Raw genomic sequence first — 26,465 nt, forward strand, 5'->3', positions numbered from 1 at the left:
AGCAATTTGTGCGCGCCGCTCAGAAGCGACTTTAATAATTTATCATATCACAGCATCAAATGTCAACAGCTTTTTTTGATTTATTTTTTCAATATCAAAATGTTGTTAACCTGTTCGCGACTGTTTCTATATACTATCACCGGAGATGCCAGAGTCAACATGTTTAAACCTTGAAAAAGTTGGGAAAAAACCCCGCTGTTCTTTTTCTACTATATATTAAAACAGCCAGCCTCCATACAGGAGGCCGGCTGTAGTTAGTTCTTATTTAGAAATCGTAATGATATTCTCGTCTTTCACATCTACATTGCCCTTCTTATTAATGACAATGCTTTCCCCTTCAGAAAGGTTGGTGAAAACGATCGGAGTGATAATTGATGTTGCGTTCTTCTTGATGTAATCAAGGTCCACCTTCAATAACGGCTGTCCTTTTGCCACTGTGTCATTTTCGGAAACAAGCGTTTCGAATCCTTGTCCCTTCAAATTCACTGTGTCGATACCAAAATGAATGAGGATTTCCCGTCCAGAGTCCGACAGAATTCCAATCGCATGCTTTGTTGGGAACAGGTTAACGATCTTGCCGTCTACCGGTGATACAACTGTACCTTCAGCAGGTACGATAGCAAAACCGTCGCCCATCATCTTGCCTGAGAAGACCTGGTCAGGCACTTCTGTGATTGGCAGGATTTCACCTTTAATAGGAGAAACGAATACATCTGCATTAGCATCTGCATCATGGTGAGTCTGCAACGCCTCTGGGTTTACTTCTTCAATTTGCTGTTCAACTTCTGCTGCCTGGTTCGTTTCCACCGGACGAGGCCTTTTTCCGTTCATGATATCTCTCATTTGACCTTTAATTGTCTCAGAACGCGGTCCGAAGATTGCCTGGATGTTGTTGCCGACTTCAAGCACTCCGGCAGCACCCAACTTTTTCAGGCGATCTTTATCGACGTTGTTAATGTCATTTACAGATACACGAAGTCGTGTGATACATGCATCAAGGTGAGCGATGTTTTCTTTGCCGCCCATTGCATCAAGTACTTCATATGGAAGGTCGCTAGCTTTTCCTTTTGCTCCGCCTTCTTCCTGACCTTCTTCAACCGCTTCACGGCCAGGTGTCATCAGGTTAAACTTGCGGATTGCGAATCGGAAACCGAAGTAGTAAATAACTGCGAAAACTAAACCAACCGGAATGACAATCCATGCATTTGTTTGTGGATTGATCAGACCGAACAGGATGTAGTCAATTAGACCACCCGAGAAAGTCATACCGATTTTTACATCTAAAATGTGCATAGTCATGAAAGACAGACCCGCAAAGATTGCGTGTACTCCGAATAGTACTGGCGCCACGAATAAGAATGAGAACTCAAGCGGTTCTGTGATCCCTGTCAAGAATGAAGTCAATGCAGCAGATACCATCAAGCCACCGACTATTACTTTTCTTTCAGGACGTGCCTCGTGATAAATTGCCAACGCTGCTGCTGGAAGACCAAACATCATGAACGGGAATTTACCAGTCATGAACGTACCAGCAGTCAGGTCTTCTACGTTATCCCCAATCTGCGCCATGAAAATCCGCTGGTCACCACGGACAACATCGCCAGCCAAAGTAGTATACTGGCCAAATTCATACCAGAATGGTGAATAGAAGATATGATGCAAGCCAAATGGAATCAATGAACGTTCAACTACACCAAAGATAAATGCTGATAGTGTCAAGTTGGCGTGAACCATGTTTTGCGAGAACGCATTTAGGCCATTTTGGATTGGCGGCCAGACGACCAGCATCACCAAACCTAGCAGGATTGCAGTTCCTGCTGTGATGATCGGTACGAAACGCTTTCCGGCGAAGAATCCAAGATAGGAAGGCAACTCAATTTCAAAGAACTTATTGTAAAGAGCAGCGGCAATTATACCTACGATGATACCGCCGAATACACCAGTTTGCAGGGTTGGAATACCAAGAATGTTTTGGTAGTTAAGACCGTTAACATCATCTGGAGTGATTTGCAGAACTGTACCCATCGTTACATTCATAATCAAGTACCCAATAATCGCTGCAAGGCCAGCAACACCTTCACCGCCAGCCAAACCAACAGCTACTCCGACCGCGAACAAGAGCGGCAGGTTTCCGAAGACAACGTCACCGGCTTTCTGCATGACAGCAGCAACCATATCGACACTGCTGTTATCTAAAAATGGAGCAAGCTCCAGCAAAGCAGGGTTTCTAAGCGCTGCACCAAGAGCAAGCAGGATACCTGCAGCTGGCAATAGCGCAACTGGGAGCATGAGCGCTTTACCTACTTTTTGAAGAACACCAAAAGCTTTCTTAAACATAGGAATACCTCCTGAATTTTTTTTCTCCTAAAGCGGTTACAAACATTAAAAAAACAAATAAAAAAGGCATGAGAAAGATGTAGCGAAAAGAAGCATACGGATATATTACCCATAAAACTCCATTTCAATTACATTCTTTACTCATGCCTGATCGAATCAGTAACACGTAAAAAATAATAACTTATTTAACTTTTTTCTGAAGCCTTTGCAAATGCATTGTCAGATAGACAGCTTCAGCATCGCATACTTGTTTTTTCAAGGTCTGCTGCATCACTTTAATGAGTTTCCATGAAAGATTGTAGCACACTGGATATTCTTCTTTCAAGAGGGTTGCAAATTTTTTTGGTTCTTCTACCGTTTCGCCATTATTGACCCTTTCGATCGTGAAGCGTATGTGGCGCACGAGCCGGGTATAGTCAATCCCCTCTTTGTCGATTTCAGCTTCCAGGTTTTCTTCAATCATTTGTACCAATTTTGTCACAAGCTGCGAATGTTTGTTCACATCAGATAAGTTCCGATTCATTACCGCACTGTGAATATGAAGGGCAATGAAACCTATTTCACCATCCGGAAATTCAACCCCTGATTTATCCTTAAGAAGCTGAACAACCTCTTTGGCGATCTGGAACTCAGTCGGGTACAGAGTCTTCGTTTCAACTATAAATGGATTTTTAAAATCCAGCCCATTCGCAATTCGGTTCGCAGCGAACATCAAGTGATCCGTCAACGCGACATGGATGTGTTCATTCAATTGGCTAGCTGCTCTCTTTTTGATCAATTCAATAGAAGAAATGATCGCTTCGTGCAAATCGTTCTCGACGAACGGCAACAACTTAATGTAGTTTGCCTGCTCTCTTTCATCCTTTAGGACAAACATTTTCTCCGCTTGCCCTTCTTCGATCAAATCACCCTTTTTCCGGTTGAAGCCGATTCCTTTGCCGATCAGGATGACTTCACCGAAAGCAGGGTGGTCCGCTATCATGACATTATTGTTCAACCCTTTTTTCACTGCGATTTGGTCCATCCTGTATCCCCGCTTCAGCTTGTTCTATAGAAACATCGTATATAAGGGAGATTTATAAGTCAATCTCAAGCGTTGTTCATACCCACCTCAATTTTTGGCAAAAAAGATCCAGCCGCACAGGCTGAACCCTTCTACTATTCTGTTAAAAATACGAAGTAGAGCACGAAAATCACAAAGAACAGATACATAATCGGATGTACTTCTTTTGACTTCCCTTTAACAATCATCGTGATTGGGTAAAAGATGAAACCTGCTGCAATCCCTGTTGCGATGCTGGATGAAAGCGGCATTGCGATCATTGTCAGGAATGATGGAACGGCGATTTCAAATCGGCCCCATTCAATTTTACCAAGAGATGAAACCATCAGGACTCCAACGATGATCAATGCTGGCGCTGTTACAGCAGAGGTAACGACTGAGAGCAGCGGGAAAAAGAACAATGCCAACAGGAAGAAGCCAGCCGTTACCAGTGACGCAAATCCACTTCTGGCTCCTGATGCTACACCTGCAGACGATTCGATATATGAAGTAGTTGTTGACGTACCGAAAATCGAGCCGACAAGTGATGCGATTGAATCGGCAAACAATGCGCGGCCGGCACGCGGAAGCTTGTTATCCTTCATTAAATCTGCCTGGTTGGCAACCGCTACAAGAGTACCCGCGTTATCAAAGAAATCAACGAACAGGAATGTCAGGATGATTCCTAGCATTGTTGCTGTATAGAAAGATGGCTCACCAAAGGCGCTGAAAACCGCTCCAAAAGTTGGCGCAACACTCGGCACTGCACCGACTACACTTTCGGGTGTTTCAATAAGATTGAAAATCATTCCGACAATGACGGAAATGATGATCCCAAAGAAGACCGCGCCATGAATGCCTCTTGTCAGCATGATGACTGTAATCAATAAGCCAAAAAGTGCAAGCAATGTATTGGCGTTTGTCAAATCGCCTAAGCCCACGAGTGTTGCAGGGTTATCGACGATGATACCTGCATTTTTCAGACCGATGAACGTGATGAACAAACCAATTCCCGCTCCAACTGCATGCTTAAGTTCTACAGGGATGGCATTGATTAATTTTTCGCGCCAGCCTGAAATCGTCAGCAGCAGGAAGAATACACTTGAGAGGAAGACTGCTGCAAGTGCATGTTGCCACGGTGCTCCATGACTCAAAACAACTGTGTAAGCGAAGAATGCGTTCAAGCCCATTCCAGGAGCGAGGGCGATCGGGTACTTACCAATTAGGCCCATGATGATGGAACCGACTGCTGCAGCAAGTGCTGTCGCGACGAAGACAGCACCGGTATCCATCCTCAATGATTCCGGCAAGTCCTGTACGTCTGCCAGTGTAAGTATATTGGGATTAACAATAAGGATGTACGCCATGGCAAGGAATGTGGTCATCCCGCCAATGAATTCACGGCGATAGTTCGTGCCAAGCTTCTCAAACTCAAAATACTTCTTCATATTTTCATTTCCCCCTGAATAGTATTCAGGAAATCTGGCCAAAAAGAAAAACGCCTCGGGTTACCGGGCGTTGACTGAAGGCATACAAGAAAATCCGGTGGCAATAAATTGATAGATTGCCAGCCATGATTCTTCACCTCGTAGTCAAGCCATTTACGGTAGCTCGGTAGAAACTTTTGGGCCATATCCCCAAGATTATACGACGAATTATGACAATTTATTAAGTTCAGTTTCATTCTATCAGACTTTTGTCCTTCGTCAATAAAAACGAACATTTTTCATGTTCGTTTTTAAATCGTTCGTATTTTACTCCCATTCAATAGTTGCAGGTGGTTTGCTTGTGATATCGTAAACGACGCGGTTAACATGATCGACTTCATTGACGATCCTGGTGGAAATAATCTCGAGAACATCCCAAGGAATCCTTGCCCAGTCTGATGTCATTCCATCAATTGACGTTACCGCACGGATCCCGATTGTGTAATCATATGTCCTTGCATCGCCCATGACACCGACGCTGCGGATATCAGGCAGGACGGTGAAGTACTGCCAGATTTCACGGTCAAGACCAGCTTTCTTGATTTCGTCACGAAGGATTGCATCTGATTCCCGAACAATCTCCAGTTTTTCTTCAGAAATAGCCCCAAGGACACGGATGCCCAGACCAGGGCCCGGGAATGGCTGTCGCCAGACGATTTCATCAGGAAGGCCAAGCTCAGTGCCAAGGGCACGGACTTCATCCTTGAACAATGTATTTAATGGCTCGATCAACTCGAATTGCATATCTTCTGGCAGTCCGCCGACATTATGGTGCGACTTGATTGTCTGCGCTGTCGCCGTGCCGCTTTCGATAATATCGGTATACAATGTTCCCTGTGCCAGGAAGTCGATGCCTTCCAGCTTTTCGGCTTCATCGTCAAATACATAGATGAATTCATTGCCAATGATCTTACGCTTCTGTTCAGGATCTGAAACTCCCTCAAGCTTGCTGAGGAAACGGTCTTTCGCATCAACTTTGATGACATTCATGTTGAAACCGTCTGCGAATGTCTTCATGACACCATCGGCCTCATCTTTTCGCAACAAACCGTGGTCTACGAAAATACATGTAAGTTGGTCGCCGATTGCTTTATGAATCAATACCGCAACTACTGAAGAATCTACACCGCCACTCAGTGCGCAAAGAACTTTTTGGTCTCCCACCAGCTGGCGAATCTTCTCCATCTCAATTTCAATGAAGTTTTCCATCGACCAGTTGCCTTCGCATTCGCAAACTTTGAAGACGAAGTTTTTCAAAAGGTCATTTCCGCAGATGGAATGGCGCACTTCCGGATGGAACTGAACAGCATAGAGCTTACGGCTTTCATCACTCATTGCCGCGATCGGGCAGGAAGGTTTATGCCGTCTACCGTAAAACCCGGCGGTGACATTGTAACTAGGTCACCATGGCTCATCCAGACAACCTGTTCTCCCGGTGTTCCTTCAAATAATCTGTTCTGGTTATGCAGAGTCAGCAAAGCTTTTCCATATTCACGGTTCTTCGCCTTCTCAACCTTTCCGCCAAAATGCATTGTCATCAGCTGCATTCCGTAGCAGATTCCTAAAATCGGCAGGCCAAGCTCAAAAATCTCCTCATCACAACGAAAGGCTCCCTCATCATAGACAGAATTCGGGCCCCCTGAGAAAATGATTCCCTTTGGATTCATATCCTTGATTTCCGCTGCTGTAATCGTGTGTGGATGTAATTCGCTGTAGACGCCAAATTCCCTGATCCGTCTTGTGATCAGCTGGTTATACTGGCTGCCAAAGTCTAATACAATAATCTTTTCCTGGTCTTGCAGCTCGGTTTTCATAAAGTCACCTCATTATAAAATAGAAACGCAGAACTGGAATCTTATGTAGTTAATATGCCCGTATCTGCGTTTTTTTCATTTAAAAAGCCAGAATCCTACACCCTCAAAAAAGGAAAGCAGAATTCCGGCCCGTTACGAACAAAAAAGAAAACTGCCTTCATAGTCAAATCATTTCCGGTGATTTGGTAGATACTTTCGAACCATATTATCGAGGATATATGAAGGGTTATTCTATATAGTTGCAAACATTGTATCAGTATAATATTTTAGCGGTCAAGCCCTAGCTTTCCGAATCATGAACTCCCAGTACTTTTTAGCATCCTGCCACATTTCTTCAGCCATGTCGCCACGGTATAGATACTGTTCATACTTTTCTGTTAGCCAGCGCATCTCGTTTGTCGAGAAGAACGAGTCCACATAATTGGCATATTCGCGCAGTGTTTGGCCTTTCTCTCTCTTCAGACCGTATCTTTCCAGCTGCAGCAATAGGGCAATGTAGGCTTTTTCCATGTATTTGTTTTGCTTTTTGTACTTGTAGAGAAGGATATACATGACAGGAAGCCATTTCACCCTCACCTTGTACATGATTGCGGCGAACACGCCCAATACAAGTAATGTCAGGAGAATTTTCTGCAGGTTATCCTTCAGGAATGCTCCTGCATTTTTCATGCCATCTGAAAAAGTAACATTCGGCTTGTCAACCTGTGCCTGCTCTTCTGGCAGTTCCGGCTTTTCAGGAGCAGCAGGTGTTGTATCTTCCTCTTCTTCTTGACCCGTCTGGGTTTGTGAGTCGTCTTTATTATCATACTCAAATTGAACGTTATTTGAAAAGCCTTGCGTCGGCTCAAATGGAACCCAGCCGACACCAGGGAAATATCCCTCTACCCAGGAGTGGGCATTATTGTTTGTGACATCATAAAGACGGCGGCCATTCTCAAGTGTATCGATATATTCCCCTTCAGTATAGCCCTTAACCCAGCGCGCCGGAATGCCGACGGAACGCATCATGACAACCATCGATGTCGAGAAGTTGTCGCAATAGCCACGCTGAGTTTCAAACAGGAATTGATCGACATAATCCTGGTCCTCTTCCGGGACAGCAACAAGTGTTTGATCATATACAAATTCGTTTGAGCGGAAGTATTTTTCAATAGCCTGCGCTTTTTCAAGCCAGGTCACTTTGTCTTTTGTAATTTCCTCGGCAAGCTCAACTACCCGCTCTGGAAGCTCTTCTGGTACCTGTGTGTATTTTGAGACGAAGGCAAACTCTGCTGCGAGCTCTTCAGGTCCGGCTGCCTTAAGCTTCTCGACACTATACACCGGGTGATTAAAGTTAAGCGAGTATGGCCCAATCGAACCGGCTTGCCCATCAGCAATCGATGTGATTTTCTCTGTTGTTGGATCTAGACTGAATTGCAGGGTGGAGTTCCCTGCAGATGCTTCCACTTGTGTCACGCCGAGCGGATAAACAAGGTGCGGATACCCAATCTTCGGGGTGACCCTACTCGAACGCTGTTCCGTTTTAACTTCCTCTTCAAAAGGCTTCATCGGAATGTTTTGCTCAGGTGAAAATTCTACCGGCATGATTGTGCCTTTGTCCGTGACCCATCCTTTCCCCGTATAAACATCCTTTGTCTCAATCCGCCAGTAATGACGTCCATCTGCTTCAGCAGTAAAAACGACCCGGTCGTCTCCGATGAACGGCCCTCCTAGAGCAGAATCATCCGTTCCGTAGCCGACTTTTTTTACCCCGCCTTTGCCTTCGCCTGAATCCTCATTATACGAGGTAATGAACGGGACAGGGTCCGGCCAGATCGGATCAGCCTTTGGAGCTGCATAGCCAATCCCCACACTCAAGACGATCATGGCGACAAGGGGTATCATCCATTTTTTCGCACTTTCGAGGTTCTTCTTCACAACTTCCCTATCAGCGATCCGGTAATAGGCCAGCATCCCCATCACAGCAAAACCCGCAATGACTGTCCGGATAATCGCTGCGTCCGCTTCATAAGGACTGAATGTATCCAGCACCGTTATATAAACCAGCGTCATGAAGAAAAATACGAAAATTTGTTTCCTGTTGATCAGCCAATATTGTATCAAATATGCCATCAGCCAAAGCAAGGTAAAGAACAACAATGTCCGAAACACATTCGAAATTTCAGTCCATTCTGCATTGATGATAACCAATGAATTCACGATTATCTCATTGATGAGCTGCCCAAGCCATTCCAGGCTGAAAAATGTTCCTTCATAATACATAAAGTGGACGGAATAAAGGATGATGATGACTTTTATGAGAGCAGACGGCAAGATTGGCATATTGAAGTAGGACATCATCAGTGCGACAAACACAAAACCCAGAAAAACACCTAAGTGGCCAGTATCAGTCAACTCCTCCAATGGCCGAAGCCATTCCCATAGCAGTAAAAAGCTGAAAATATACAGTAAAAAGAAAGTGACGTCTTTTTTGGATTTATCGTTCCTCAACCTCTATTCACCTCCGAGAAGGCTTCCGCGAACTGGCCGTCATGTACCATGACAAGCCGGATTCCCCTGGCAGTTGCCGAGGCTCTTAAATTCTTCTCCGTTTGTGTTGGGGATTCCTGGCCATTTTTGATCAGGAAAATGCTCACTGATGCGTTTCTTTGATTATAGAAGGCAGCTTTTTCAATCAACTCTTTCGTCAATTGGGCGGTAATCAGCATGATTGAGTTGTTCTGCTGCGCTAAAAAGCTCTCCGCCTCAAGAACCCGGTCAAACGACACGGGACTCCCATCCTGAATTTTAGCAAGGTGATGGAGAAGCTGTTGCTGATGGGCTTCCCCGCCTCGTGCCGGAAACGCCTTGCGCTCAGTGCTTAATGTCATCAAACCCACCTGTGCACCTTTTCGTAAAATTGCTCTGATCACCGAAGCTGTAAAAGATACGACCACTTCAAAACGCGGTTCAGGGGCACAATCCATTAACATGACCACATCATGTGACTGTCTCTGTTCAAATTCCTTCGTCATAATGTCATTTCGCCTTGCAGTCGCCTTCCAGTTGATCCACGAGAATCGATCTCCCGGCTGGTATTCACGAACCCCAATCGCCATTGACGTATCACGCTGGACACGCTCCTTCGAGGCGGTCATTCCCTGGTCAAAATGATGGGCAATCGGCCTATACACCATATCCTGATACGCAGGATAAACGAGAATCTTGTTTTCAACCGGCAATATTTTTTCTTTTTCAATTAATCCGAGCGGATCCCCCGTTTTCAACTTGATGCCTTTTAATGCATGCTCACCCCGAGGAAGGTTTTCAATGGAATAGTCAAAACCGAATACCCGGCTGAATCCAGGAAACAACATCGTTTTCGCCTTTTGCAAATCCCTGTTCCCCGAAAGTGTATCACCGGTCTCTTCTTCCCCGATCGCATAAAACAGAGGGAATCCGACATTCCTTTCAAGCACAATGCTAGCTTTGAACTTCTCTCCAGCGTTATATTCCTGTTTCGTAAATACCCTTTCCGCCTTGATATCCTTGATGGAATAAAAAGCGAGACCAAGGGCATAGAGAGCAAATGGCAAGAAGCTGTAAAACAGGAACCAGCTGACAAAACCTCCCTGGAACATCGCATAGGAAATGGTGATCAAGATCAATAACAGTAAAACGATGAGCTTCCAAATTTCTTTGAACTTTTGGAAATATTTTTTCATATTACTTCACGAGCCTCTGGACGGGGACAGGAACTCTCGCCAACACTCTGTTGACGACATCCTCGGTTGTAATGCCCTCGAACCTGGCCTCTGATTTTAAAATGATCCTGTGGGCGAAAACAAATGGAGCAAGGTACTGAATATCATCCGGGATGACATAATCCCTTTCATAAATGAATGCATACGCCTGGGCAGCCTTCATCAAAGCGATTGATCCACGGGGACTGACACCAAGATAGACACTTGAATGGCCGCGGGTTTGGCTAGCCAATTCCACAATATATCGCTTGAGCGTATCGTCTACTACCACTTCTTTGATACTCTGCTGCAGGTCGCGCAGATCTTCGAGTGATACAACAGGCTGCAAGTCTTCAATCGGAAGGCTCCGCTGCGCGCGAACCAACACTTCCATTTCCTCGTCCAGGGAAGGATAGCCCATTTTCATTTTTAACAGAAAACGGTCAAGCTGTGCTTCCGGCAGCGGATAGGTACCCTCATAATCAATCGGATTCTGTGTCGCCATGACGAAAAACGGCTTACCAAGCAAATGCGTCACACCATCTACCGTCACACTATGCTCTTCCATTCCTTCAAGCAGAGCAGACTGTGTCTTTGGAGAGGTTCTGTTGATTTCATCTGCAAGAATGATATTGCCCATGATTGGACCGGGCCTGAATTCAAATTCCATCTCCTTTGGATTGTAAATCGAAACCCCTGTCACATCAGATGGCAACAGATCTGGTGTAAACTGAATCCTCCTGAACTTGGCGCTGACAGACTTCGCCAATGCACGAACCATCATCGTCTTACCGACCCGGGCACGTCCTCAAGCAGCACATGGCCGCCGGCAAGCAATGCAATCAAGCTTAGCTCCGCCACATTACGCTTACCCGTCATAACCTTATCAATATTTCCTAAGATCCTTTCAACTGTTGGATTCATCTGATTCCGCACCCAAATTTCCCCCTTAAAATCTATTTATCTACGTAAACCAATAACTTTTTCACTCCATTAAGTCTATATTCGCTATTTTTTGTAAAATCCCTGTAATATGCAGCATGAAAATATAACCACTTAGTGATAGACGGAAGATTTCGGGGAAATGTTTCATGATAAGAAGAACAAAAAGCGCAAGCGCCTCGTTCAGCCCCGACAAGCGCTGGAGGCCGACCAGTGAAGTCGTTCTTTGACTTCATTGAGCGGATCGAAATCGAAAAGTATAGCCGACTGCCAAGAAACGCAGAAACTGGAGACTCCGACAAAGAAGCGCTTTTTGCTTCTGCCGGCGGAGTTGAAGTTTCGGAGTTTCTAGGAGGCGACACTAGACAAGCGACTCGAGGGGCTAGGCTCTGGAGCTGGAATTTTTCCGAAAATCAAGAAATAAAAAACGGCCTCGTCTCGAGAAGCGTCATCAACTTTCACATGAATTCTATTTAACTTGCAGCCTTTGGAATCGCACCCATGCCCTCAAGGATGATTTTCGCATCGCTATTCAAATATGCTTCGATATCGCTCCTTAAAAACAACAGCGAGTGATCCCTGACGATTACCTTCAAGCCTCTCAAGTCAAACTTTGAAGCATAGCTGTTCACTGTATTGATGACCGCCATGTCTTTCCTTGTAAGGGGCTGGTGCCCAGCTTCCAACCGTTTCGTCAAAAACTCAAGCAATTCCCGCGCATTTGACTTTAAACGGCTGCGATTCTCGTTCAGGACATCAATGTTCTCTTCCATATACATTCTTGCGGCAGCAAAATCGAGTTCCTCGACACAATTGTTGATCCTGGCAATCAAGTCCAATACGTGCATTACTTTCTCCTCCTGGTGTAAAAACTCTGCTTATCTTCTATATCGGCCAATCACCCAGCCACTCAATACCTTATGTAAAAATTAGGCTATTAGACTTATACACTGCCAAGTAATAGCAGGAGATTGTTCTAAAATTCTTGCTGTTGTTCATCCCTATTCTTTAATTCAGGAGACGGCTGAGATTCCAGCCGCCTCCTGAATTTTGATATTATTTCCGCTCTATCTATGAGTCTTTCCATTCTCATCAACATAGATGGATTCAATGATGGTCCTTTCGAACGGCTTACCTTTAGCGTCAACTCCGGTGATTTCTGTTGTCAGGTTGTATACACCTGGATCGGTGAGCTCACCATCAAGCACCTTGCCTGCTTTGGAGCCTTTTCCTGCTTCTTTTAGCTTCTTTTTGCCATCTCGATCATATTTAATCCACTTCGTTTTATAGGATGCTTTCACACTTTGATTTTTATCCTTTTTCAATTCACCATCAAGAGGACTGTCAATGCCGACCACTAGCAGGTATGCCGCGGCTGATCCTGTCACCTGCCATCTTCCATCCTCTGGTTTTGTGATAACAAACGTATGGACCCAGGCTCCTTTAAAGAAGTCACCCTTATCCTTTTCGATTTTTGCTGCCTTATACTCCTGTCCATCTGGTCCCTTCAGTTTCAGTGAAGCCATTTTCCTTTCACTGAGAAATGCCATTTGGAAGCTTTCTGCTCCATCTTCAATCACGAAGCTTTCCTGTATCGCTTTTTCAGCTTGACCGCCTTTGACAATCTGGTTTGTATCGGGTTCTGTCACGATGCTCTCGGCTGCTGAAAATGAACTTGCAACTGCTGGCTGTTCTGACATTGTATATGGCTTGAATACCGAAAAAGTATGTGAGCCTTCGCGAATGGTCGTATGGTTCCATGCACCTTCCCGGATGATTGTTCCGCCCGTCAAACGAGAGCTGGCGACTGTGACGACACCGTCATTGGAGCCATAGCTGCTCAAATACAGTCCGCCCCAATATAAAGCACTGCCGAACGAGCCCCATTTATAACCGCCGAGTGTATAGTAGCGGTTCTTTGAAACGTTCGAATGGCTATCTGTAATGCTCCGGAAATAACTCATATTTCCTGTTTGAAGTGAACGCGTTGCATCATTATTGTTTCCAAGTAATGCTGCCAGCCACCAGGCTGAACTGCTGTGGGCCAGGTCTGACAGCTGTGTGCCGCGATGCGGAGAGGACAGGGTGATGACATTTGATACATACTGGTGCGCGCCGTAATGGACGAGCGCTGTCTGGGTATCAACCCGCCTTTGCTATGGCCAACCATCACAAGCTTTTTATTACCGAAATACTCATAAATTTGTTTCAGCTTACCGGCCAGCATCGCGCCGTTATCCCACATATCCTTTTCCGAATAAAGGTCGATGAAGGCTGTTTGATAACCATTGGCCAGGGCGGTTTGATACATATCATTGCCGTTCCACCACACAGAAGCGGAACTGTTGTAGCCATGAATGAACACAATCGGCGCTTTGGCAGAATCCACCCATGACGGGTTAGAACCTACATACCATGTTCCAGGTGTCCCGGAAGAACCGCCACCAAAATCCCCCGCTTTTGCAGCAACCGGCACCATCAGCATTAAAACCATCAATAATGACATTATTCTCTTACTCCTTCGCAAACCCATATCCCTCCCTTTTTTTTCGCACATCTTTAAAAAGTATTATGTTATCGTGCTAATTAGAAGGGTATTTCGGTTCATTTAGATTAGGAAAATAGTATTATCCGGTCTGTTGCATAAGAAAAGCGCAAGCGCTTGGTCAGCCCCGACAAGCGTTGGAGGGCCGACCGGTGAAGTCGCTCTTTGACTTCATCGGGCGAATCGAAATCGAAAAGTATAGCCGACTGCCAAGAAACGCAGAAACTGGAGACTCCGACAAAGAAGCGCTTTTTGCTTCTGCCGGCGGAGTTGAAGTTTCGGAGTTTCTAGGAGGCGAAACTAGACAAGCGACTCAAGGGGCTAGGCGCTGGAGCTAGATTAAGAAAACCTGGATAGTTATCCACATTGAATATATTTTATAATTTCCTATAATTTCCTATTAAATAAGAAGAGCCTGCCAAAAATCTGACAGGCCTTTCCATATTACTCTCCTACAATCTTGGCGTCCTTGAGCATTTCCTCAGTCAGTGTGATTCCTTCCTCCTTAGCTGCTTTCTTATTGACGATAAGTTCCAGGTTTTCAGGAAAGCCGACAGGTATTTCGCTCGGCTTTTTACCCTTAAGGATTTCGACTGCCATTTTACCAGTCGTGTAGCCCAAGTCATGATAATCAAATCCATAGGAAGCAAACGTTCCGCGTTTTACCGAATCCCCATCACCGGAAAAGGTTGGAATGTCCTTGTCATTTGCTACCGCGATGACAGATTCAAGCGCAGCTACAACAGTGTTATCCTTTGGTATATACAGCACGTCAACACGGCCGACCATCGATTCAGCCGCCTGCTTGACTTCAGAGCTCGTTGATATGGTTGTTTCCACCGCTTCTAGCCCTGCTTCCTTGATCGCTTCCTTTGCATTTTTAACATTTATGACAGAGTTTGGCTCACCATTGTTATAAATGATACCGACCTTTTTCGCCTCAGGAATGAATTTCTTGATCGCAGCAATTGTATTCTTGATGGCATCTGGATGAGTATCAGATGTTCCAGTCGTATTTCCGCCGGGCTTTTCCAGACTTTGTACAAGTTCGGCAGAGACTGGATCGGTAATTGCTGAGAACAGAATCGGTATATCCTTCGTCGCTTGGACTGCCGCCTGGGCACTAGGTGTCGCAATCGCTAAAATAAGATCATTCTTATCTGAAACCAGTTTTTGGGCAATCGATGCATTGTTATTCATGTCCCCCTGTGCATTCTGGTAATCCAGCTTGAGATTCTTGCCTTCTTCATAGCCTGCATCCTTAAGAGCAGCAATAAAGCCCTCTCTTGTCGCATCCAGAGATGGATGCTCGACAATCTGGGTAATTCCGATCTTAACCATCTTTTCTTTCTTGTCTCCGCTCGCCTGGTTACTTCCTCCGCATGCACCGAGCAACAGCATAGCACCAGTTAATATAACTGCCAAACTCTTCTTCATCCTTCATCCTCCACAAATTCACGAAAAATGTTATGTATCGTCTTGGTGAATGATATGTCCATTGGTCCTCCTTAATAATTTTTATATTATTTTTAATATTCTGATATTAACACACGCACTGCTTCAGGACAATATTAATTTCAAATTTATTCACTTCAGCCAACTCTCCACGATCGATTTCCACTTAAGAAATCGTTATGTTTCCCGAAGCCAACGCTTCGATTCATATCTGCCAAAAGGGATGAATTAAATACCCCAAATTCTGTACAAGTGTATATTATTATGTATTTATTAAGTTACCAATAAGGAGTATGATAGTAAGTAAAAAGGAAGTTTCGAGGCATACGAAAAAGTCCTGAACAAAGAAAGAGGTTTCCAAATGAATGCAGCATTTTCATCAACCAAAGAAACAACTAAAACAAAAGTTTTAGTCATCAATGCACTTTTCATTGCTTTGACTGTTGTAGCAACCATGTTCATTAACATCAGGCTTCCAATCATGGGCAATGGCGGCCTAATCCATATGGGTAATATCCCTTTATTTATTGCCGCTTTCGTCTACGGCAGGAAAACAGGTGCGATAGCAGGAGCGTTCGGCATGGGCTTGTTCGACATTATCTCCGGCTGGGCATTGTGGGCGCCGTTCACTTTCGTTATCGTTGGCGCGATGGGCTATGTAGCTGGTTTGATTGCTGAAAAAATGCCTGGCAAGAAAGTGTTAGTATACTCTATGGCAGTTTTCGTTGCCCTTCTCATTAAAATCGTAGGCTACTATTTTACTGAAGTAGTCCTTTACGGCAACTGGATCCAGCCATTCGGATCAATCCCAGGCAATGTATTGCAGGTATTGATTGCAGGTCTGATTGTCGTACCACTTGCAGGACGCATGAAGAAATTTTTATAGGATAAGCGACATAAAAGCCCCTATGGAGTTGCTCCTCCATAGGGGGCTTTATTATGTATTCAGTTCATCGTAGAGAAAATGATGGATTCCATTTCCTTTAAACGACCTGATAATTTTGTCGATACCCATTCAAAACTTGTAGATATTCCTCGGGAAATTGTTGAATTTTGAAAGCAGGATGACATAACTCCTGTCTTGAGGCTTTAAAACTTGATTTTTAAATAGCGTATCGTCAGGCGATATATGCACTAACCTCACGTTATACCAATCATACTTTTTTATATCGGCCAGCAGGCCAGCAATACGCTGCATCATAAAACAGGGTTATCCCCTTATTTCCTGAATATTGCTGTTAGCCATCCCCATTTTCTTTTCTGGATTTCTTCTTCCAGACGTTTGTTAAAATCGTTTTGGGAATTCCACTCACTCTTTTGTTCCTCCCGCATTTTTTGTATCTCTTTTTGCAGAAGTTCGCTTCTTTCCCTTTCCTGCTGCAGCAAGCTCTCGTAATGGGCATCTTGCTGTTCAATGATTCTCTCAATCTTCGCATTTGTTCTTTGTGCAGAATTCCCAATACTGGAGCTGATAACATGATGGTCCTGCTGGAGCTGGGCCACAGTTATTTTCATCTGGGCCATATCGTTTTTGAGCTGAATATTCATTTCACGCGCAGCTGCAAGTTCATTAGCGACAAAAAGCAAAAGCTCTTTTAGTTGATTCGGGTCCTGCGGCAGATTATCGGCTGTATCGCTGAGCGCTATTTCCGTTCCCTCTGGCTCTTCCAGTCTTTCCTTTTGCTGGACGACGAGTTTTTTAGCTGTATCATCCAACGGTTTGTCCGTATCGCGAAGCGCTATAAGCGCTTGAATATCTGATTGAACAAAGATACGCCGGTCACCATCTTTCAAAAACTCGTAACCGTTTCGTTCCAGAATTTGGCCATACTTTCGGACAGTGGGAGTAGCAATCCCTACTTCCTCTGCCACTTCTTTTGTTGAGAATGCCTGCTCATTCGGCTGTATATCGTTTCGCATATCGCACCTCCCCTACTTCAAATATGAAGGTTATTGACTAAATTTGCAAGAGTCATATCGCTCAGATTCATATTCCACCAGAAAAGTCGAAAAGAAATTTAAACAACAAAAACCATTCGTGGAATAATATAACGGGTTTACTTGTGAGGTGCAAAACGTTAAATCGCAGGGCAAATAGCAGGATATTTCACAACACAAACCACAATACATTTCACGGGCAAAAAGGCTTAGAGTTATTTTCAACTCTAAGCCTGTTTTGTATTATCTTATTTCACTAAAGCACCCCATTAGTTTAAGTAAATACCTTCACAAACTCAAGTTTATTTTACAAAAGTTCCACATTTTTTCCAAAAAAATACTGACATTATTTCTTAGCCAGCACAAATAAAAAGCACCTATAGACAAGGCGAATCCGTTATTGTGGCGCCAAATCTTCTGCAGCGCAATTTCACGGCTTCTGCGCCAAATCAAAAATGGGTGACGAACATCACGTATATTCAGTACGGAAGTTCCACGATGTACCTGTCAACGATCATGGACCTGTTCAATAATGAAATTGTCGCATACAAGATGTACGATCATCAACAAACGACGCTGGTCATCGATACGTTGAAAGAAGCATTGGAGATGCGTGGGAACCCGGAAGGCGTCATCATCCACTCCGACCAAGGAAGCGTCTATACCTCGTATGCGTACCAGGATTTGGTCAAGGAGAATCACCTTGTGAGCAGTATGTCTCGGCGTGGAAACTGTTGGGATAATGCAGTCATTGAATCGTTCCATTCCAATATCAAATCGGAGGAATTTCAGTATGTCAAATTCAATTCAATGCAAAATATCCATGTCGTGGAGAAGGTCAATGAATACATGCGCTATTACCACTAAGAAAGGATCCTAGAAAAATTAGGCTACCTGACGCCAAAAGAATTTGGGGCGCAAGCAGCCTAAAGAGGTGTTTTATATGTGTCTCAAATCGCTATGTCAGTCTAGAATTCAAGTGCGTTTTTCTTTGTGTTTTATTATGTTTGCACCTCTGAAGTAAATTCGTTAGGAATAATACGAATGGTTTTTGTTCTTAAAATGGAGATAATTCTTACCGGTCATAACAGTGTTACCTTTGTAGAGTTTTTGGATTTTCACAATAACCGGAGCCCTATTCTTCGTTTTTTATATCCTCAACTCGTTTATAGTTGTATTTAGAACGATCAACCTTAATAAAGTCTTTAGGTGCATAAAAGCGCAGCAAATCCCCATTTACGACTTTATCTGAGAATGCCAGTTTTTGTTCCGCTACTTCGTGCAATCTTTTTGCTTCTTCTAACTTGTCTTCTGTCAGCAACTGACCCGTAGTGGAATCGTAATATTTACCATCCGCAGAGGTGACCTCAGGACTGACGAAATCTCCGTTCCTAAATGGCACTAATTCATCATGCTTTTCTGACAAAATATCGGTTCCAAAATGCACATATTCTTTCGTGCTGATACCCAGCAAATGGAGAAGCGTCGGGAGAAGATCAATTTGACCAGCATACTCATGGTTCTCTCCGCCTTCCATTCCAGGCACACGAATGAATAAAGGCGTGCGCTGCAATCCCGCACTTTCATACGGTGTGATTTCTTTTCCGATTACTTCCTTCATAGCCTCATTGTGATTATTGGAAATTCCGTAGTGATCACCATACATTATAATAATGGAATTATCATATAAACCAGATTCCTTTAAATATCCAAAGAATTGTTCAAGAGCTTCATCCGCATATCTCGCTGTCTGGAAGTAATTATCCACAATTTTGTTTCCAGTCGTGTGCTTTTCAAGCGTTGCTTCTTCTTCTTTTATTTTAAACGGAAAATGGTGAGTAACCGTAATGAAATTTGCATAAAATGGCTGCGGCAATGACTCTATATAAGGCTTGGATTGTTCAAAGAATGGTTTATCCATCAATCCATAATCAGCTAGATCGTCTGATTTCATATCATAATAACTGGAATCATAAAACTTATCATATCCCAGTGATTTATAGATTTCATCCCTGTTCCAAAAGCTGCCCGTATTACCATGGAACACTGCAGATGTGTATCCTTGCTTCTGGCTTAGAATTGCAGGAACAGCCTGATAGGTATTTAAACCTTTGGTAGTAAAAGCTGAACCTTGAGGCAATCCATATAGTGAATTTGCTACCATGTATTCCGCATCAGCAGTTTTACCTTGGGCTGTTTGATGAAAGAAATTATCAAAATATAGTGTGTTTTTTTCATTCGTTAAGGAATTTAGGAACGGTGTGACTTCTTCTCCGTGCAATTCATAATCAATCAGGAAATTTTGAATGGATTCCATGTGTACATAAATTACATTCATCCCTTTACCTGCACCAAAGTATTTTGGGTTTGGCTCAGCATGATTGGACTTGGTGAAGTTAATGATCTCCGTAGTATCATTACTGTCTGCCAAAGCCCTCTGTGCGTGGGCCTTTGAACTTTGGACAGCATCATAAATCGTATAGTTATACATTCCTAAATATTTTACAATGTAATTGCGGTCAAACCCTCTTGTCAATAATTGAGGACGATCAATTTCTGCAATTGCCAGATTTATGCCTGATATGCTTAAAGCGAACAACAGCAGTGCAGTTACCTTTCGTGCAGCAATATTTTTTACTTCTATTCTCTTAAAATTAAATGTAAGCAAAGCCAGGATCACAATTACATCAGCAAAGAATAGCACATCTGATGGTTTTAAAAGAGTACCAATACTTCCGCTGACATCCCCAAAGTTCTGGGTCTGGGTTAAGGTCGGCAATGTTATGAAATCATTGAAAAAACGATAATATAGAACATTCGCAAATAAAAGAACTGACATGAATAAATCAATTACTATTAATGAAATAAACTTCATTCGCCCCTTGAATAAAAAAGCAAATCCTAAAAATAACAGTGACGAACCCAGCGGATTCAGGAAAAGCAAAATTTGCTGAATGTTATTTTCAATCCCCAAATTAAATTGGGTTAATTGAACAAAGTATGTTTTTAACCAAAGGAAAACGACTGCAGTGATGAAAAAGAAACCAAATTTATCCGTTATCTTATTATTAAATAGCGTATTCATTTCTACCCTTCTTTCTTCTTTAGATAGCCACGTCATATTATTCAAGGTCTTATTAAAAGAGAAACTGATGGTCAATTAAAGATAAAAAGAGTTTAACACGGATTCACCCAAAAATGAACTGTTTTGGTACTGGTAATTAACCATATAGTAAATTATTAAAGTTATAGAATTTTCTTTAAATCCTTCAAGAACTGTATTAATGCTTCGCCTGGTTCCTCCTTTTGATAAACAATGGGAATGATTCCTCGCTCTTTCAACAGTCTTTCTTTAACAGGATTAGGGTCTACTAAAAAAATAAATGACTTTGGCCGTAAGTTTTCATATCGGGATTCTTCCCATTGTTTTTGTAATTTATATAACATATACCTTATGTTAATATCTGACAAACTATATCCAATAAATAAAATTGATTTCCCTAATGAATCTGAACGAAGCTTAATATCTAATGGTGATTCAAAATCCAGTCTATTAAAAAAGCTGGATTCGGTTAACACAATGGATGAATCATGGTCAAAATCACCATGAAATTTGATGATCTGTGGTGTATTTTCTTTAATTCTGGCTATGTCCACCATATTGGTAATCTTTATATAATCCCTTTTATAATAATCGTATGCATACTCCAGCCATCTATCAAAGTTGGTAGTGTAGATAATCGGAAAGCCAATTTCTACAATGAGTTTATGAATTTCTGATTGCCCAATATCTATATTAGGATTATGCCACTTTCGATCCATCCAACTCCTAAGTTCACCTAAAGAACCCTTTTGATGAAAGTAATACTCGGCTAAGATTAAAAAATCGTTATTTCCCCAGGCATTAAGAACTTCAGGGTCAAATCCGAGCTGGCTGGCCATTTGATTAATCAATTCACCATAGGTAGGCAACCCTAAGTTTTTAGAGATCCCAGAACCCACGAAGAGAATGACATTATTTTCTTTCAATAATTGACCTAATTCATTTAGCATAAACGCACCCCTTCATCAAAAAGTTAAGGTAGTCTAAACTGTCAGAATGGAAATCCGACGAACGGTTAAATCAGGCGATTGCTGTATGGCAAAGTAATATAGGCAATACCAAGATGAAAAAGGTACCAAAAAACACACTAATGCATCTTTTAGTGTGTTTTTTGCATTGTTCCTTTTACCTCTATATGAATTGGATCTATACGATCTAGCAAGAAAGAGGACGGAGCAGCTCCATACAATAGAAGTCTGTGCATCGGTCTTGTCATTCCGACATAAAGCAGTTTAATATCTAGTTCTTTCTCAGAATAAGGTTCATCAATGGATACCATTAACACTGCGTCAAACTCGAGCCCTTTCGACAGGTATGCAGGTACGATTGCAATTTGGCCTTTAATCATATCTTCCTGTTCATTCAGTAGTTGAAGTGGCAAATCGCTTTTTTCCATAATCTTTTTTATCCTGTTGCATTCGCTTGCCGTTCGGCCAATAATCGCGATGGAATTCAGATTTTCTTCATGTAAAACTCTAATATCCTTTTCAATCACGCTTGCCATCTCTTCCTGGTCAGACTGATTCACCTGATGGAACACCGGCTTAGGCCCACTCCTTACCACCGGTTCTACCTGGGGTAGCTCTTCATCCATGATGGCGAGAATATCGTTCGCCAGTTCCATAATTTCAACCGTCGTACGATAGCTTTTTTGGAGCGTTAAATAATTCGCTTCAGGGAAGATTTTCTCCGTTAACGGCTCCCAGCTCCTTGTGCCGCGATATGCATGGATACCCTGGCCAAATCGCCGACAATCGTAAAGAGATTCGTATCAAACCCTTCTTTAAGAGCTATAAATTGAAAATAACTGTAATCCTGAGCTTCATCAATAAAAACACTTTTCATCTTATGTTTTTCATCTATGCCAAGCAACTTGACTTTAAGGTAGAACAATGGAGCCAGATCTTCAAGTTCATATGCTTTCTTTTGAAAAATGCTGCTCGAATAATTTGCGAGCTGTTTGATTTCCTCTGCAGACATGTCAACTGTATAAGCAGCCAATAACTCCTCGGACGTCATTAATTCCTGATATAAAGTATAAATATCCTTTTTCTCAAAGGTATTCATATACGATTTGACAGCGATTTTGATCGAAGATTGGAGCTGTTCGTTCCTTTTCTCCTTTCCATCCATCAAGGCAACTACTTTCTTTCTTCTCTTTTCATCATCCTTGATTCCGTACAATGCTTTCTCTAAAGCTTCCTCATATTTTTCCTCGAACCTTGTGAGAATCTGGGTTTTCTTTGTTTTTACATGATGAGTCAAAAGCTGTTTTATTTTCTCCACTCGGCTATATACAGGCAGATAGCGATATTCCTTAAGAAACAGCCTTCTTAGCTTCTGGGACTTCATCAACCGGTATTTATCAACAAAGAAATCTTCAGTAGGTGCCAACTTCTTTTCTATATCTTTTATATAAGCATCCAGGACGGCTTTAAATTCCAGAGACCCTTTATAGGTTGAAATTTTGCTTATTCTTTCATCCTTTGTCTTTCCTTCTACCAGTGCAAGCAGCTTCTTCTCAGGTGGAATGACCTTAATCTTCTTGCCAAGAGCAGCTCGAATGTAATCAGTATAGGTTGTCTGGTTGATTTTTCCGACACCCAGCTCTGGAAGCACATCAGATATATAGTCGATGAAAAGCCTGTTTGGCGCAAGAATCATCAGCTTTCCGGCTGAACCGCTCACCAAATGTATAAAGGAAATACGAGATGCGATGAAGGGCGATGGTTGTTTTACCGCTTCCTGCTGCTCCCTGGACAATGATCGGGTGCTGAAGGGACGCACGAATGACTTCATTTTGTTCCTTTTGAATCGTCGTCACGATTTCCGTAAGTCTGTTGTCAGCTTTCCCGGACAATGATTTCTGCAGCAAGTCATCATGGGTCGTTAAGTCTATGTCATGGAAAGCCTTCAGCTTTCCTTCCTCAATCTCATATTGACGTTTCAGTGAAAGATAACCCTCCCGCTGTTCGCCATTCACCTCATAACTGACCTCACCCAAACGTCCATCATAATAAACATTCGCGATCGGCGATCTCCAGTCCACGATGATTGGCATCTGGTTTTCCCGGTCATATAAAGAGGTTTTTCCAATATAAAGAATCTCCTCTACTTCATCTTCCTGCTTTTTAAAATTGATTCTCGAGAAATACGGTTTGTTCAATATGCTTTCTAAACGCTCAAGTTCATTTCCAGCAAGTTCCAAAAACTTGGCATTCGTTAAAATATTGATATAACTCAAACTGCTGTCAAGATAATCCAGGTCAACAAATGCCTGTTTTATATTTTCGGTAAAAGATTGCTTATTTTCTCTCGATGCTTCAAGTATTGTTTTTATATATAATTTCGTAAACTCCAGCCGTTCAACCTCTTTCTGATAATCAGCATGGTCCAGAATTGAGGTTTTATATTTTTCAGTCATCTGTGTTTATTACCTCCATTCATATCAATTTTTATTGGTGAAATTTTTGATTTTATTCTGGGAGAAATAGAAGAACTTCGAAGGTAAATAGGTAAAAACAACTCGACTATACCACAGACAGAATTAGCAGGCAAATAGAAAAGCGCAACCGCCTTGGTCATCCCCGACAAGCGCTGGAGGGCCGACCAGTGAAGTCGTTCTTTGACTTCATTGGGCGGACCGAAACCGAAAAGTATAGCCGACTGCCCAGAAACGCAGAAACTGGAGACTCCGACAAAGAAGCGCTTTTTGCTTCTGCCGGCGGAGTTGAAGTTTCAGAGTTTCTAGGAGGCGAAACTAGACAAGCGACTCGAGGGGCAAGGCGCTGGAGCTAGACACTAATCTAAGTAAAAAGTTTTATAATTTCTTATAAGATAAATCAAAAAAGAACGCTCTAAGCGTCCTTTTCTCTTATTTTACAATCATAACCGGACAATTTGCCCTTTTAGCAACTTTATGGCTTACGCTGCCCAACATCAATTCTTGCAATCCATTCAATCCTCTGCTGCCGATGACAACCAGATCAAACTTATTTTTGTTTGTGTAGTCCACCACCGCAAGACCAGGTTCACCATGAAGGATTTTGATTTCAAAACTCACACCTGAAGTCCTTGCTTTCTGTTCAATTTTCTTTAATCGCTCTTTTCTTTTGTCATTGATATTTGCCGAGTTCCAATTGCTAAGGACATCAGACTTTGAACTGTCACCATCAACCGCATAAACGATTTCAATTTTTGCGTCATCACCCTGGCATTTTGCGATCATGATTGCGTGATCAGCCGCACGCTCAGAGTGATCGGAACCGTCAGCTGCTAAAAGGATTTTTTGATACATTTCTATCACCTCTTTATTAATGTGAACCCAGTTTATTGGCCAGTTTCTCAGCCAAGTCTGAGCTTTCCTGATTCATTCCGGTTACAAGGATCTTCTTTCCATTTTCCTCAAACTTGTAAACGATTTTATCGATTGCTGCTACTGCAGAATCATCCCATAGATGGGATTTGCTTAAATTCACTTCTACAAATTCTACATCCTCTTTATAATCAAACTTCTTAATGAGTTCGGTCACAGATGCAAAAAACAATTCCCCGCGGACTTTATAAATGCGAGTATCTTGTTGAAGGGAGCTTTTCACTTCTACTTCAGAAATCTTTGATACAAAGAAAATTGCACTTAGCAAGATTCCGGTAAAAACACCAATAGCTAAATTATGGGTGAAAACAACAGTCATTACTGTTACTACCATAACAATTGCATCGGTTTTTGGCAATAGATGGAGAGTTTTTACTGAATTCCAGTCAAAAGTGCTGATGGCAACCATAATCATGACTCCTGCCAGTGCTGCCATCGGGATTTGCGCCACAATATCACCCAGCATGACAATGAAGAGGATCAATACTACTCCGGATACAAATGAGGACAGTCTTGCACGTCCACCTGATTTTATATTTATGACAGATTGGCCAATCATAGCACACCCAGCCATCCCGCCAAAAAAACCAGTGACGATATTGGCGATTCCTTGTCCTCTGCTTTCAGTATCTTTGTCACTTTCGGAATCAGTCATATCGTCAACGATTGTGGCCGTCAATAATGACTCTAACAGGCCAACTAAAGCTAATGCCAGCGAGTATGGAAGGATAATCATGAGAGTTTCTAATGACAACGGGATTTCAGGTATCAAAAAGATTGGAAGTGTTTTGCTAAGTGAACCCATATCCCCGACTGATCGGACGTCGATTCCAACAAAGATGACAATGGCTGTTACAATCACAATAGCGACCAGCGTAGAGGGAATCGCTTTTGTTATGTAAGGCAATAGATAGATAATCAATAACGTCAATCCCGATAACATATACACCATTACTGGTGCATCCACAAAGTAATCCAGCTGAGACATAAAAATCAATATGGCAAGAGCATTAACGAATCCTACCATAACTGAGCGAGGAATGAATTTCATATATCTCGCAAGTTTAAATACACCAAACAAGATTTGAAGAATACCCGTTAATATTGTCGCGGCCAAAAGATATTGAAGACCGTGCTCGGCTACAAGATCTATGAATAATAAGGCCATTGCTCCAGTTGCCCCAGATATCATCCCCGGCCTGCCACCTACCAGTGCAATAACAACAGCGATGGTAAAGGAAGCGTACAATCCTACCATAGGATCAACACCCGAAATTATTGAAAAAGCAATGGCTTCTGGAATTAGGGCAATCGCAACAACAATTCCAGCCAAGATCTCTGCTTTAACATTTCCAAACCAAGAATTTAAATAGCTCTGCATTTAGGCCCCTCCTTATGTATTATTATTTTGTGTAGCCAGCCAAAAACCATGTGAACAATCATCCGCCAAATTTTGCTACATTTACTCTTTCACTGAATAGGAGCAAATTAAACTCATAAAGAACAAAAAGCGCAATCGCATCGTTCAGCCCCGACAAGCGCTGGAGGGCCGACCAGTGAAGTCATTCTTTGACTTCATTGGGCGGACCGAAACCGAAAAGTATAGCCGACTGCCAAGAAACGCAGAAACTGGAGACTCCGACAAAGAAGCGCTTTTTGCTTCTGCCGGCGGAGTTGAAGTTTCGGAGTTTCTAGGAGACGAAAC

22 protein-coding genes, 2 pseudogenes and 2 riboswitches are annotated in these 26,465 nt (G+C 42.7%); of the genes and pseudogenes, 5 read left to right on the forward strand and 19 right to left on the reverse strand.

Features of this window, described 5'->3' with window-relative positions:
* Positions 1–261: 261 nt before the first annotated feature.
* From ptsG to JCM21738_RS14600, 7 genes and pseudogenes are all read right to left on the reverse strand, one after another.
* Positions 262–2,337: a glucose-specific PTS transporter subunit IIBC gene (gene ptsG / locus JCM21738_RS14565; protein WP_023626275.1), complete on the reverse strand. Its 2,076-nt coding sequence runs from the start codon at positions 2,335–2,337 to the stop codon at positions 262–264.
* 181 nt (positions 2,338–2,518) lie between these two features.
* A complete protein-coding gene (gene glcT / locus JCM21738_RS14570) occupies positions 2,519–3,361 on the reverse strand; it encodes a glucose PTS transporter transcription antiterminator GlcT (protein WP_023626276.1) in 843 nt (280 codons plus the stop codon).
* Between the two features lie 134 nt (positions 3,362–3,495).
* Complete coding sequence (locus JCM21738_RS14575) at positions 3,496–4,827, reverse strand: NCS2 family permease (RefSeq protein WP_023626277.1); 1,332 nt, start codon at positions 4,825–4,827, stop codon at positions 3,496–3,498.
* Between the two features lie 121 nt (positions 4,828–4,948).
* A riboswitch (purine riboswitch) is annotated at positions 4,949–5,050 on the reverse strand.
* Positions 5,051–5,133: 83 nt separating this feature from the next.
* Positions 5,134–6,680, reverse strand: a pseudogene (gene guaA, locus JCM21738_RS14585) (glutamine-hydrolyzing GMP synthase).
* 140 nt (positions 6,681–6,820) lie between these two features.
* A riboswitch (purine riboswitch) is annotated at positions 6,821–6,922 on the reverse strand.
* A 31-nt stretch (positions 6,923–6,953) separates the two neighbouring features.
* Positions 6,954–9,170: a transglutaminaseTgpA domain-containing protein gene (locus tag JCM21738_RS14590; protein WP_023626280.1), complete on the reverse strand. Its 2,217-nt coding sequence runs from the start codon at positions 9,168–9,170 to the stop codon at positions 6,954–6,956.
* Positions 9,167–10,384 (reverse strand): DUF58 domain-containing protein, encoded by a 1,218-nt coding sequence (locus JCM21738_RS14595; RefSeq protein ID WP_023626281.1) that lies wholly within the window; start codon positions 10,382–10,384, stop codon positions 9,167–9,169. The genes JCM21738_RS14590 and JCM21738_RS14595 overlap by 4 nt, the downstream gene beginning before the upstream one ends.
* Position 10,385: 1 nt before the next feature.
* Positions 10,386–11,326, reverse strand: a pseudogene (locus JCM21738_RS14600) (AAA family ATPase).
* A gap of 231 nt (positions 11,327–11,557) precedes the next feature.
* On the opposite strand from JCM21738_RS14600, the gene JCM21738_RS14605 reads away from it, so the two are divergent.
* Positions 11,558–11,821 (forward strand): hypothetical protein, encoded by a 264-nt coding sequence (locus JCM21738_RS14605; protein WP_035209582.1) that lies wholly within the window; start codon positions 11,558–11,560, stop codon positions 11,819–11,821.
* On the opposite strand, the gene JCM21738_RS14610 is transcribed toward JCM21738_RS14605, so the two are convergent.
* The 3 genes from JCM21738_RS14610 to JCM21738_RS22580 all read right to left on the reverse strand — a co-directional run bounded on the left by JCM21738_RS14610 (position 11,818) and on the right by JCM21738_RS22580 (position 13,850).
* Positions 11,818–12,192 carry a hypothetical protein gene (locus JCM21738_RS14610; protein ID WP_023626283.1) on the reverse strand — a complete coding sequence of 125 codons (375 nt, stop codon included), beginning with the start codon at positions 12,190–12,192 and terminating at the stop codon, positions 11,818–11,820. The two genes, JCM21738_RS14605 and JCM21738_RS14610, sit on opposite strands and share 4 nt — an antisense overlap.
* A gap of 219 nt (positions 12,193–12,411) precedes the next feature.
* Positions 12,412–13,308, reverse strand: a complete 897-nt coding sequence (locus JCM21738_RS22575; protein WP_052019730.1) for a hypothetical protein — start codon at positions 13,306–13,308, stop codon at positions 12,412–12,414.
* On the reverse strand, positions 13,305–13,850 hold the full coding sequence (locus JCM21738_RS22580) for an esterase/lipase family protein (protein WP_052019732.1): 546 nt from the start codon (positions 13,848–13,850) through the stop codon (positions 13,305–13,307). The genes JCM21738_RS22575 and JCM21738_RS22580 overlap by 4 nt, the downstream gene beginning before the upstream one ends.
* A 191-nt stretch (positions 13,851–14,041) precedes the next feature.
* Here JCM21738_RS22580 and JCM21738_RS14620 point away from each other — a divergent pair, with 191 nt between their 5' ends.
* Positions 14,042–14,227 carry a hypothetical protein gene (locus JCM21738_RS14620; RefSeq protein ID WP_023626285.1) on the forward strand — a complete coding sequence of 62 codons (186 nt, stop codon included), beginning with the start codon at positions 14,042–14,044 and terminating at the stop codon, positions 14,225–14,227.
* 106 nt (positions 14,228–14,333) lie between these two features.
* Here the strand turns inward: JCM21738_RS14620 and JCM21738_RS14625 are convergent, their stop codons facing one another.
* Positions 14,334–15,326, reverse strand: a complete 993-nt coding sequence (locus tag JCM21738_RS14625; RefSeq protein ID WP_023626286.1) for an ABC transporter substrate-binding protein — start codon at positions 15,324–15,326, stop codon at positions 14,334–14,336.
* A 379-nt stretch (positions 15,327–15,705) separates the two neighbouring features.
* Between JCM21738_RS14625 and JCM21738_RS14630 the strand changes: the two genes are divergently transcribed.
* Complete coding sequence (locus tag JCM21738_RS14630) at positions 15,706–16,230, forward strand: ECF transporter S component (protein WP_023626287.1); 525 nt, start codon at positions 15,706–15,708, stop codon at positions 16,228–16,230.
* A 332-nt stretch (positions 16,231–16,562) separates the two neighbouring features.
* On the opposite strand, the gene JCM21738_RS14640 is transcribed toward JCM21738_RS14630, so the two are convergent.
* A complete protein-coding gene (locus tag JCM21738_RS14640) occupies positions 16,563–17,264 on the reverse strand; it encodes a hypothetical protein (RefSeq protein ID WP_023626289.1) in 702 nt (233 codons plus the stop codon).
* A 384-nt stretch (positions 17,265–17,648) separates the two neighbouring features.
* Here JCM21738_RS14640 and JCM21738_RS14645 point away from each other — a divergent pair, with 384 nt between their 5' ends.
* Positions 17,649–18,149 carry an IS3 family transposase gene (locus JCM21738_RS14645; RefSeq protein ID WP_081742138.1) on the forward strand — a complete coding sequence of 167 codons (501 nt, stop codon included), beginning with the start codon at positions 17,649–17,651 and terminating at the stop codon, positions 18,147–18,149.
* Positions 18,150–18,417: 268 nt separating this feature from the next.
* Here JCM21738_RS14645 and ltaS read toward each other — a convergent pair whose 3' ends face one another.
* The 5 genes from ltaS to JCM21738_RS27440 all read right to left on the reverse strand — a co-directional run bounded on the left by ltaS (position 18,418) and on the right by JCM21738_RS27440 (position 23,809).
* Complete coding sequence (gene ltaS, locus JCM21738_RS14650; protein WP_023626291.1) at positions 18,418–20,367, reverse strand: lipoteichoic acid synthase; 1,950 nt, start codon at positions 20,365–20,367, stop codon at positions 18,418–18,420.
* A 161-nt stretch (positions 20,368–20,528) separates the two neighbouring features.
* Complete coding sequence (locus JCM21738_RS14655) at positions 20,529–21,335, reverse strand: SIR2 family protein (protein WP_023626292.1); 807 nt, start codon at positions 21,333–21,335, stop codon at positions 20,529–20,531.
* A 149-nt stretch (positions 21,336–21,484) separates the two neighbouring features.
* Positions 21,485–22,117, reverse strand: a complete 633-nt coding sequence (locus tag JCM21738_RS27430) for a 3'-5' exonuclease (RefSeq protein ID WP_369385756.1) — start codon at positions 22,115–22,117, stop codon at positions 21,485–21,487.
* Positions 22,078–23,049, reverse strand: a complete 972-nt coding sequence (locus tag JCM21738_RS27435) for a helicase domain-containing protein (protein ID WP_369385754.1) — start codon at positions 23,047–23,049, stop codon at positions 22,078–22,080. The genes JCM21738_RS27430 and JCM21738_RS27435 overlap by 40 nt, the downstream gene beginning before the upstream one ends.
* The gene (locus tag JCM21738_RS27440; protein ID WP_369385755.1) at positions 23,006–23,809 is read right to left on the reverse strand and encodes a helicase domain-containing protein; all 804 of its coding nucleotides are present in this window, start codon (positions 23,807–23,809) and stop codon (positions 23,006–23,008) included. Before JCM21738_RS27440 ends, JCM21738_RS27435 begins: the two co-directional genes overlap by 44 nt.
* Positions 23,810–23,997: 188 nt before the next feature.
* Between JCM21738_RS27440 and JCM21738_RS14665 the strand changes: the two genes are divergently transcribed.
* Positions 23,998–24,183: a hypothetical protein gene (locus JCM21738_RS14665; RefSeq protein ID WP_023626294.1), complete on the forward strand. Its 186-nt coding sequence runs from the start codon at positions 23,998–24,000 to the stop codon at positions 24,181–24,183.
* 76 nt (positions 24,184–24,259) lie between these two features.
* Here JCM21738_RS14665 and JCM21738_RS14670 read toward each other — a convergent pair whose 3' ends face one another.
* Together JCM21738_RS14670 and JCM21738_RS14675 are read right to left on the reverse strand one after the other, a co-directional pair.
* On the reverse strand, positions 24,260–24,682 hold the full coding sequence (locus JCM21738_RS14670) for a universal stress protein (RefSeq protein WP_023626295.1): 423 nt from the start codon (positions 24,680–24,682) through the stop codon (positions 24,260–24,262).
* Positions 24,683–24,698: 16 nt separating this feature from the next.
* The gene (locus JCM21738_RS14675) at positions 24,699–26,141 is read right to left on the reverse strand and encodes a SulP family inorganic anion transporter (protein WP_023626296.1); all 1,443 of its coding nucleotides are present in this window, start codon (positions 26,139–26,141) and stop codon (positions 24,699–24,701) included.
* Positions 26,142–26,465: the final 324 nt, after the last annotated feature.

The sequence above is a fragment of the Mesobacillus boroniphilus JCM 21738 genome (assembly GCF_000517385.1).
GTDB lineage: Bacteria > Bacillota > Bacilli > Bacillales > Cytobacillaceae > Mesobacillus > Mesobacillus boroniphilus.

Excerpts from the sequence above, each read along its gene's own strand:
- JCM21738_RS14655 (WP_023626292.1), bottom strand. The coding sequence starts at position 21,335 with ATGCTAAATGAATTAGGTCAATTATTGAAAGAAAATAATGTCATTCTC.
- ltaS (WP_023626291.1), bottom strand. The coding sequence starts at position 20,367 with ATGAATACGCTATTTAATAATAAGATAACGGATAAATTTGGTTTCTTT.
- JCM21738_RS22575 (WP_052019730.1), bottom strand. The coding sequence starts at position 13,308 with ATGAGTTATTTCCGGAGCATTACAGATAGCCATTCGAACGTTTCAAAG.
- JCM21738_RS14675 (WP_023626296.1), bottom strand. The coding sequence starts at position 26,141 with ATGCAGAGCTATTTAAATTCTTGGTTTGGAAATGTTAAAGCAGAGATC.
- JCM21738_RS14625 (WP_023626286.1), bottom strand. The coding sequence starts at position 15,326 with ATGAAGAAGAGTTTGGCAGTTATATTAACTGGTGCTATGCTGTTGCTC.
- glcT (WP_023626276.1), bottom strand. The coding sequence starts at position 3,361 with ATGGACCAAATCGCAGTGAAAAAAGGGTTGAACAATAATGTCATGATA.
- JCM21738_RS14630 (WP_023626287.1), top strand. The coding sequence starts at position 15,706 with ATGAATGCAGCATTTTCATCAACCAAAGAAACAACTAAAACAAAAGTT.
- JCM21738_RS14575 (WP_023626277.1), bottom strand. The coding sequence starts at position 4,827 with ATGAAGAAGTATTTTGAGTTTGAGAAGCTTGGCACGAACTATCGCCGT.
- JCM21738_RS14640 (WP_023626289.1), bottom strand. The coding sequence starts at position 17,264 with ATGCGAAACGATATACAGCCGAATGAGCAGGCATTCTCAACAAAAGAA.
- JCM21738_RS27435 (WP_369385754.1), bottom strand. The coding sequence starts at position 23,049 with ATGATTCTTGCGCCAAACAGGCTTTTCATCGACTATATATCTGATGTG.
- JCM21738_RS14595 (WP_023626281.1), bottom strand. The coding sequence starts at position 10,384 with ATGAAAAAATATTTCCAAAAGTTCAAAGAAATTTGGAAGCTCATCGTT.
- JCM21738_RS14670 (WP_023626295.1), bottom strand. The coding sequence starts at position 24,682 with ATGTATCAAAAAATCCTTTTAGCAGCTGACGGTTCCGATCACTCTGAG.
- JCM21738_RS27440 (WP_369385755.1), bottom strand. The coding sequence starts at position 23,809 with ATGACTGAAAAATATAAAACCTCAATTCTGGACCATGCTGATTATCAG.
- JCM21738_RS14610 (WP_023626283.1), bottom strand. The coding sequence starts at position 12,192 with ATGCACGTATTGGACTTGATTGCCAGGATCAACAATTGTGTCGAGGAA.
- JCM21738_RS22580 (WP_052019732.1), bottom strand. The coding sequence starts at position 13,850 with ATGTCATTATTGATGGTTTTAATGCTGATGGTGCCGGTTGCTGCAAAA.
- ptsG (WP_023626275.1), bottom strand. The coding sequence starts at position 2,337 with ATGTTTAAGAAAGCTTTTGGTGTTCTTCAAAAAGTAGGTAAAGCGCTC.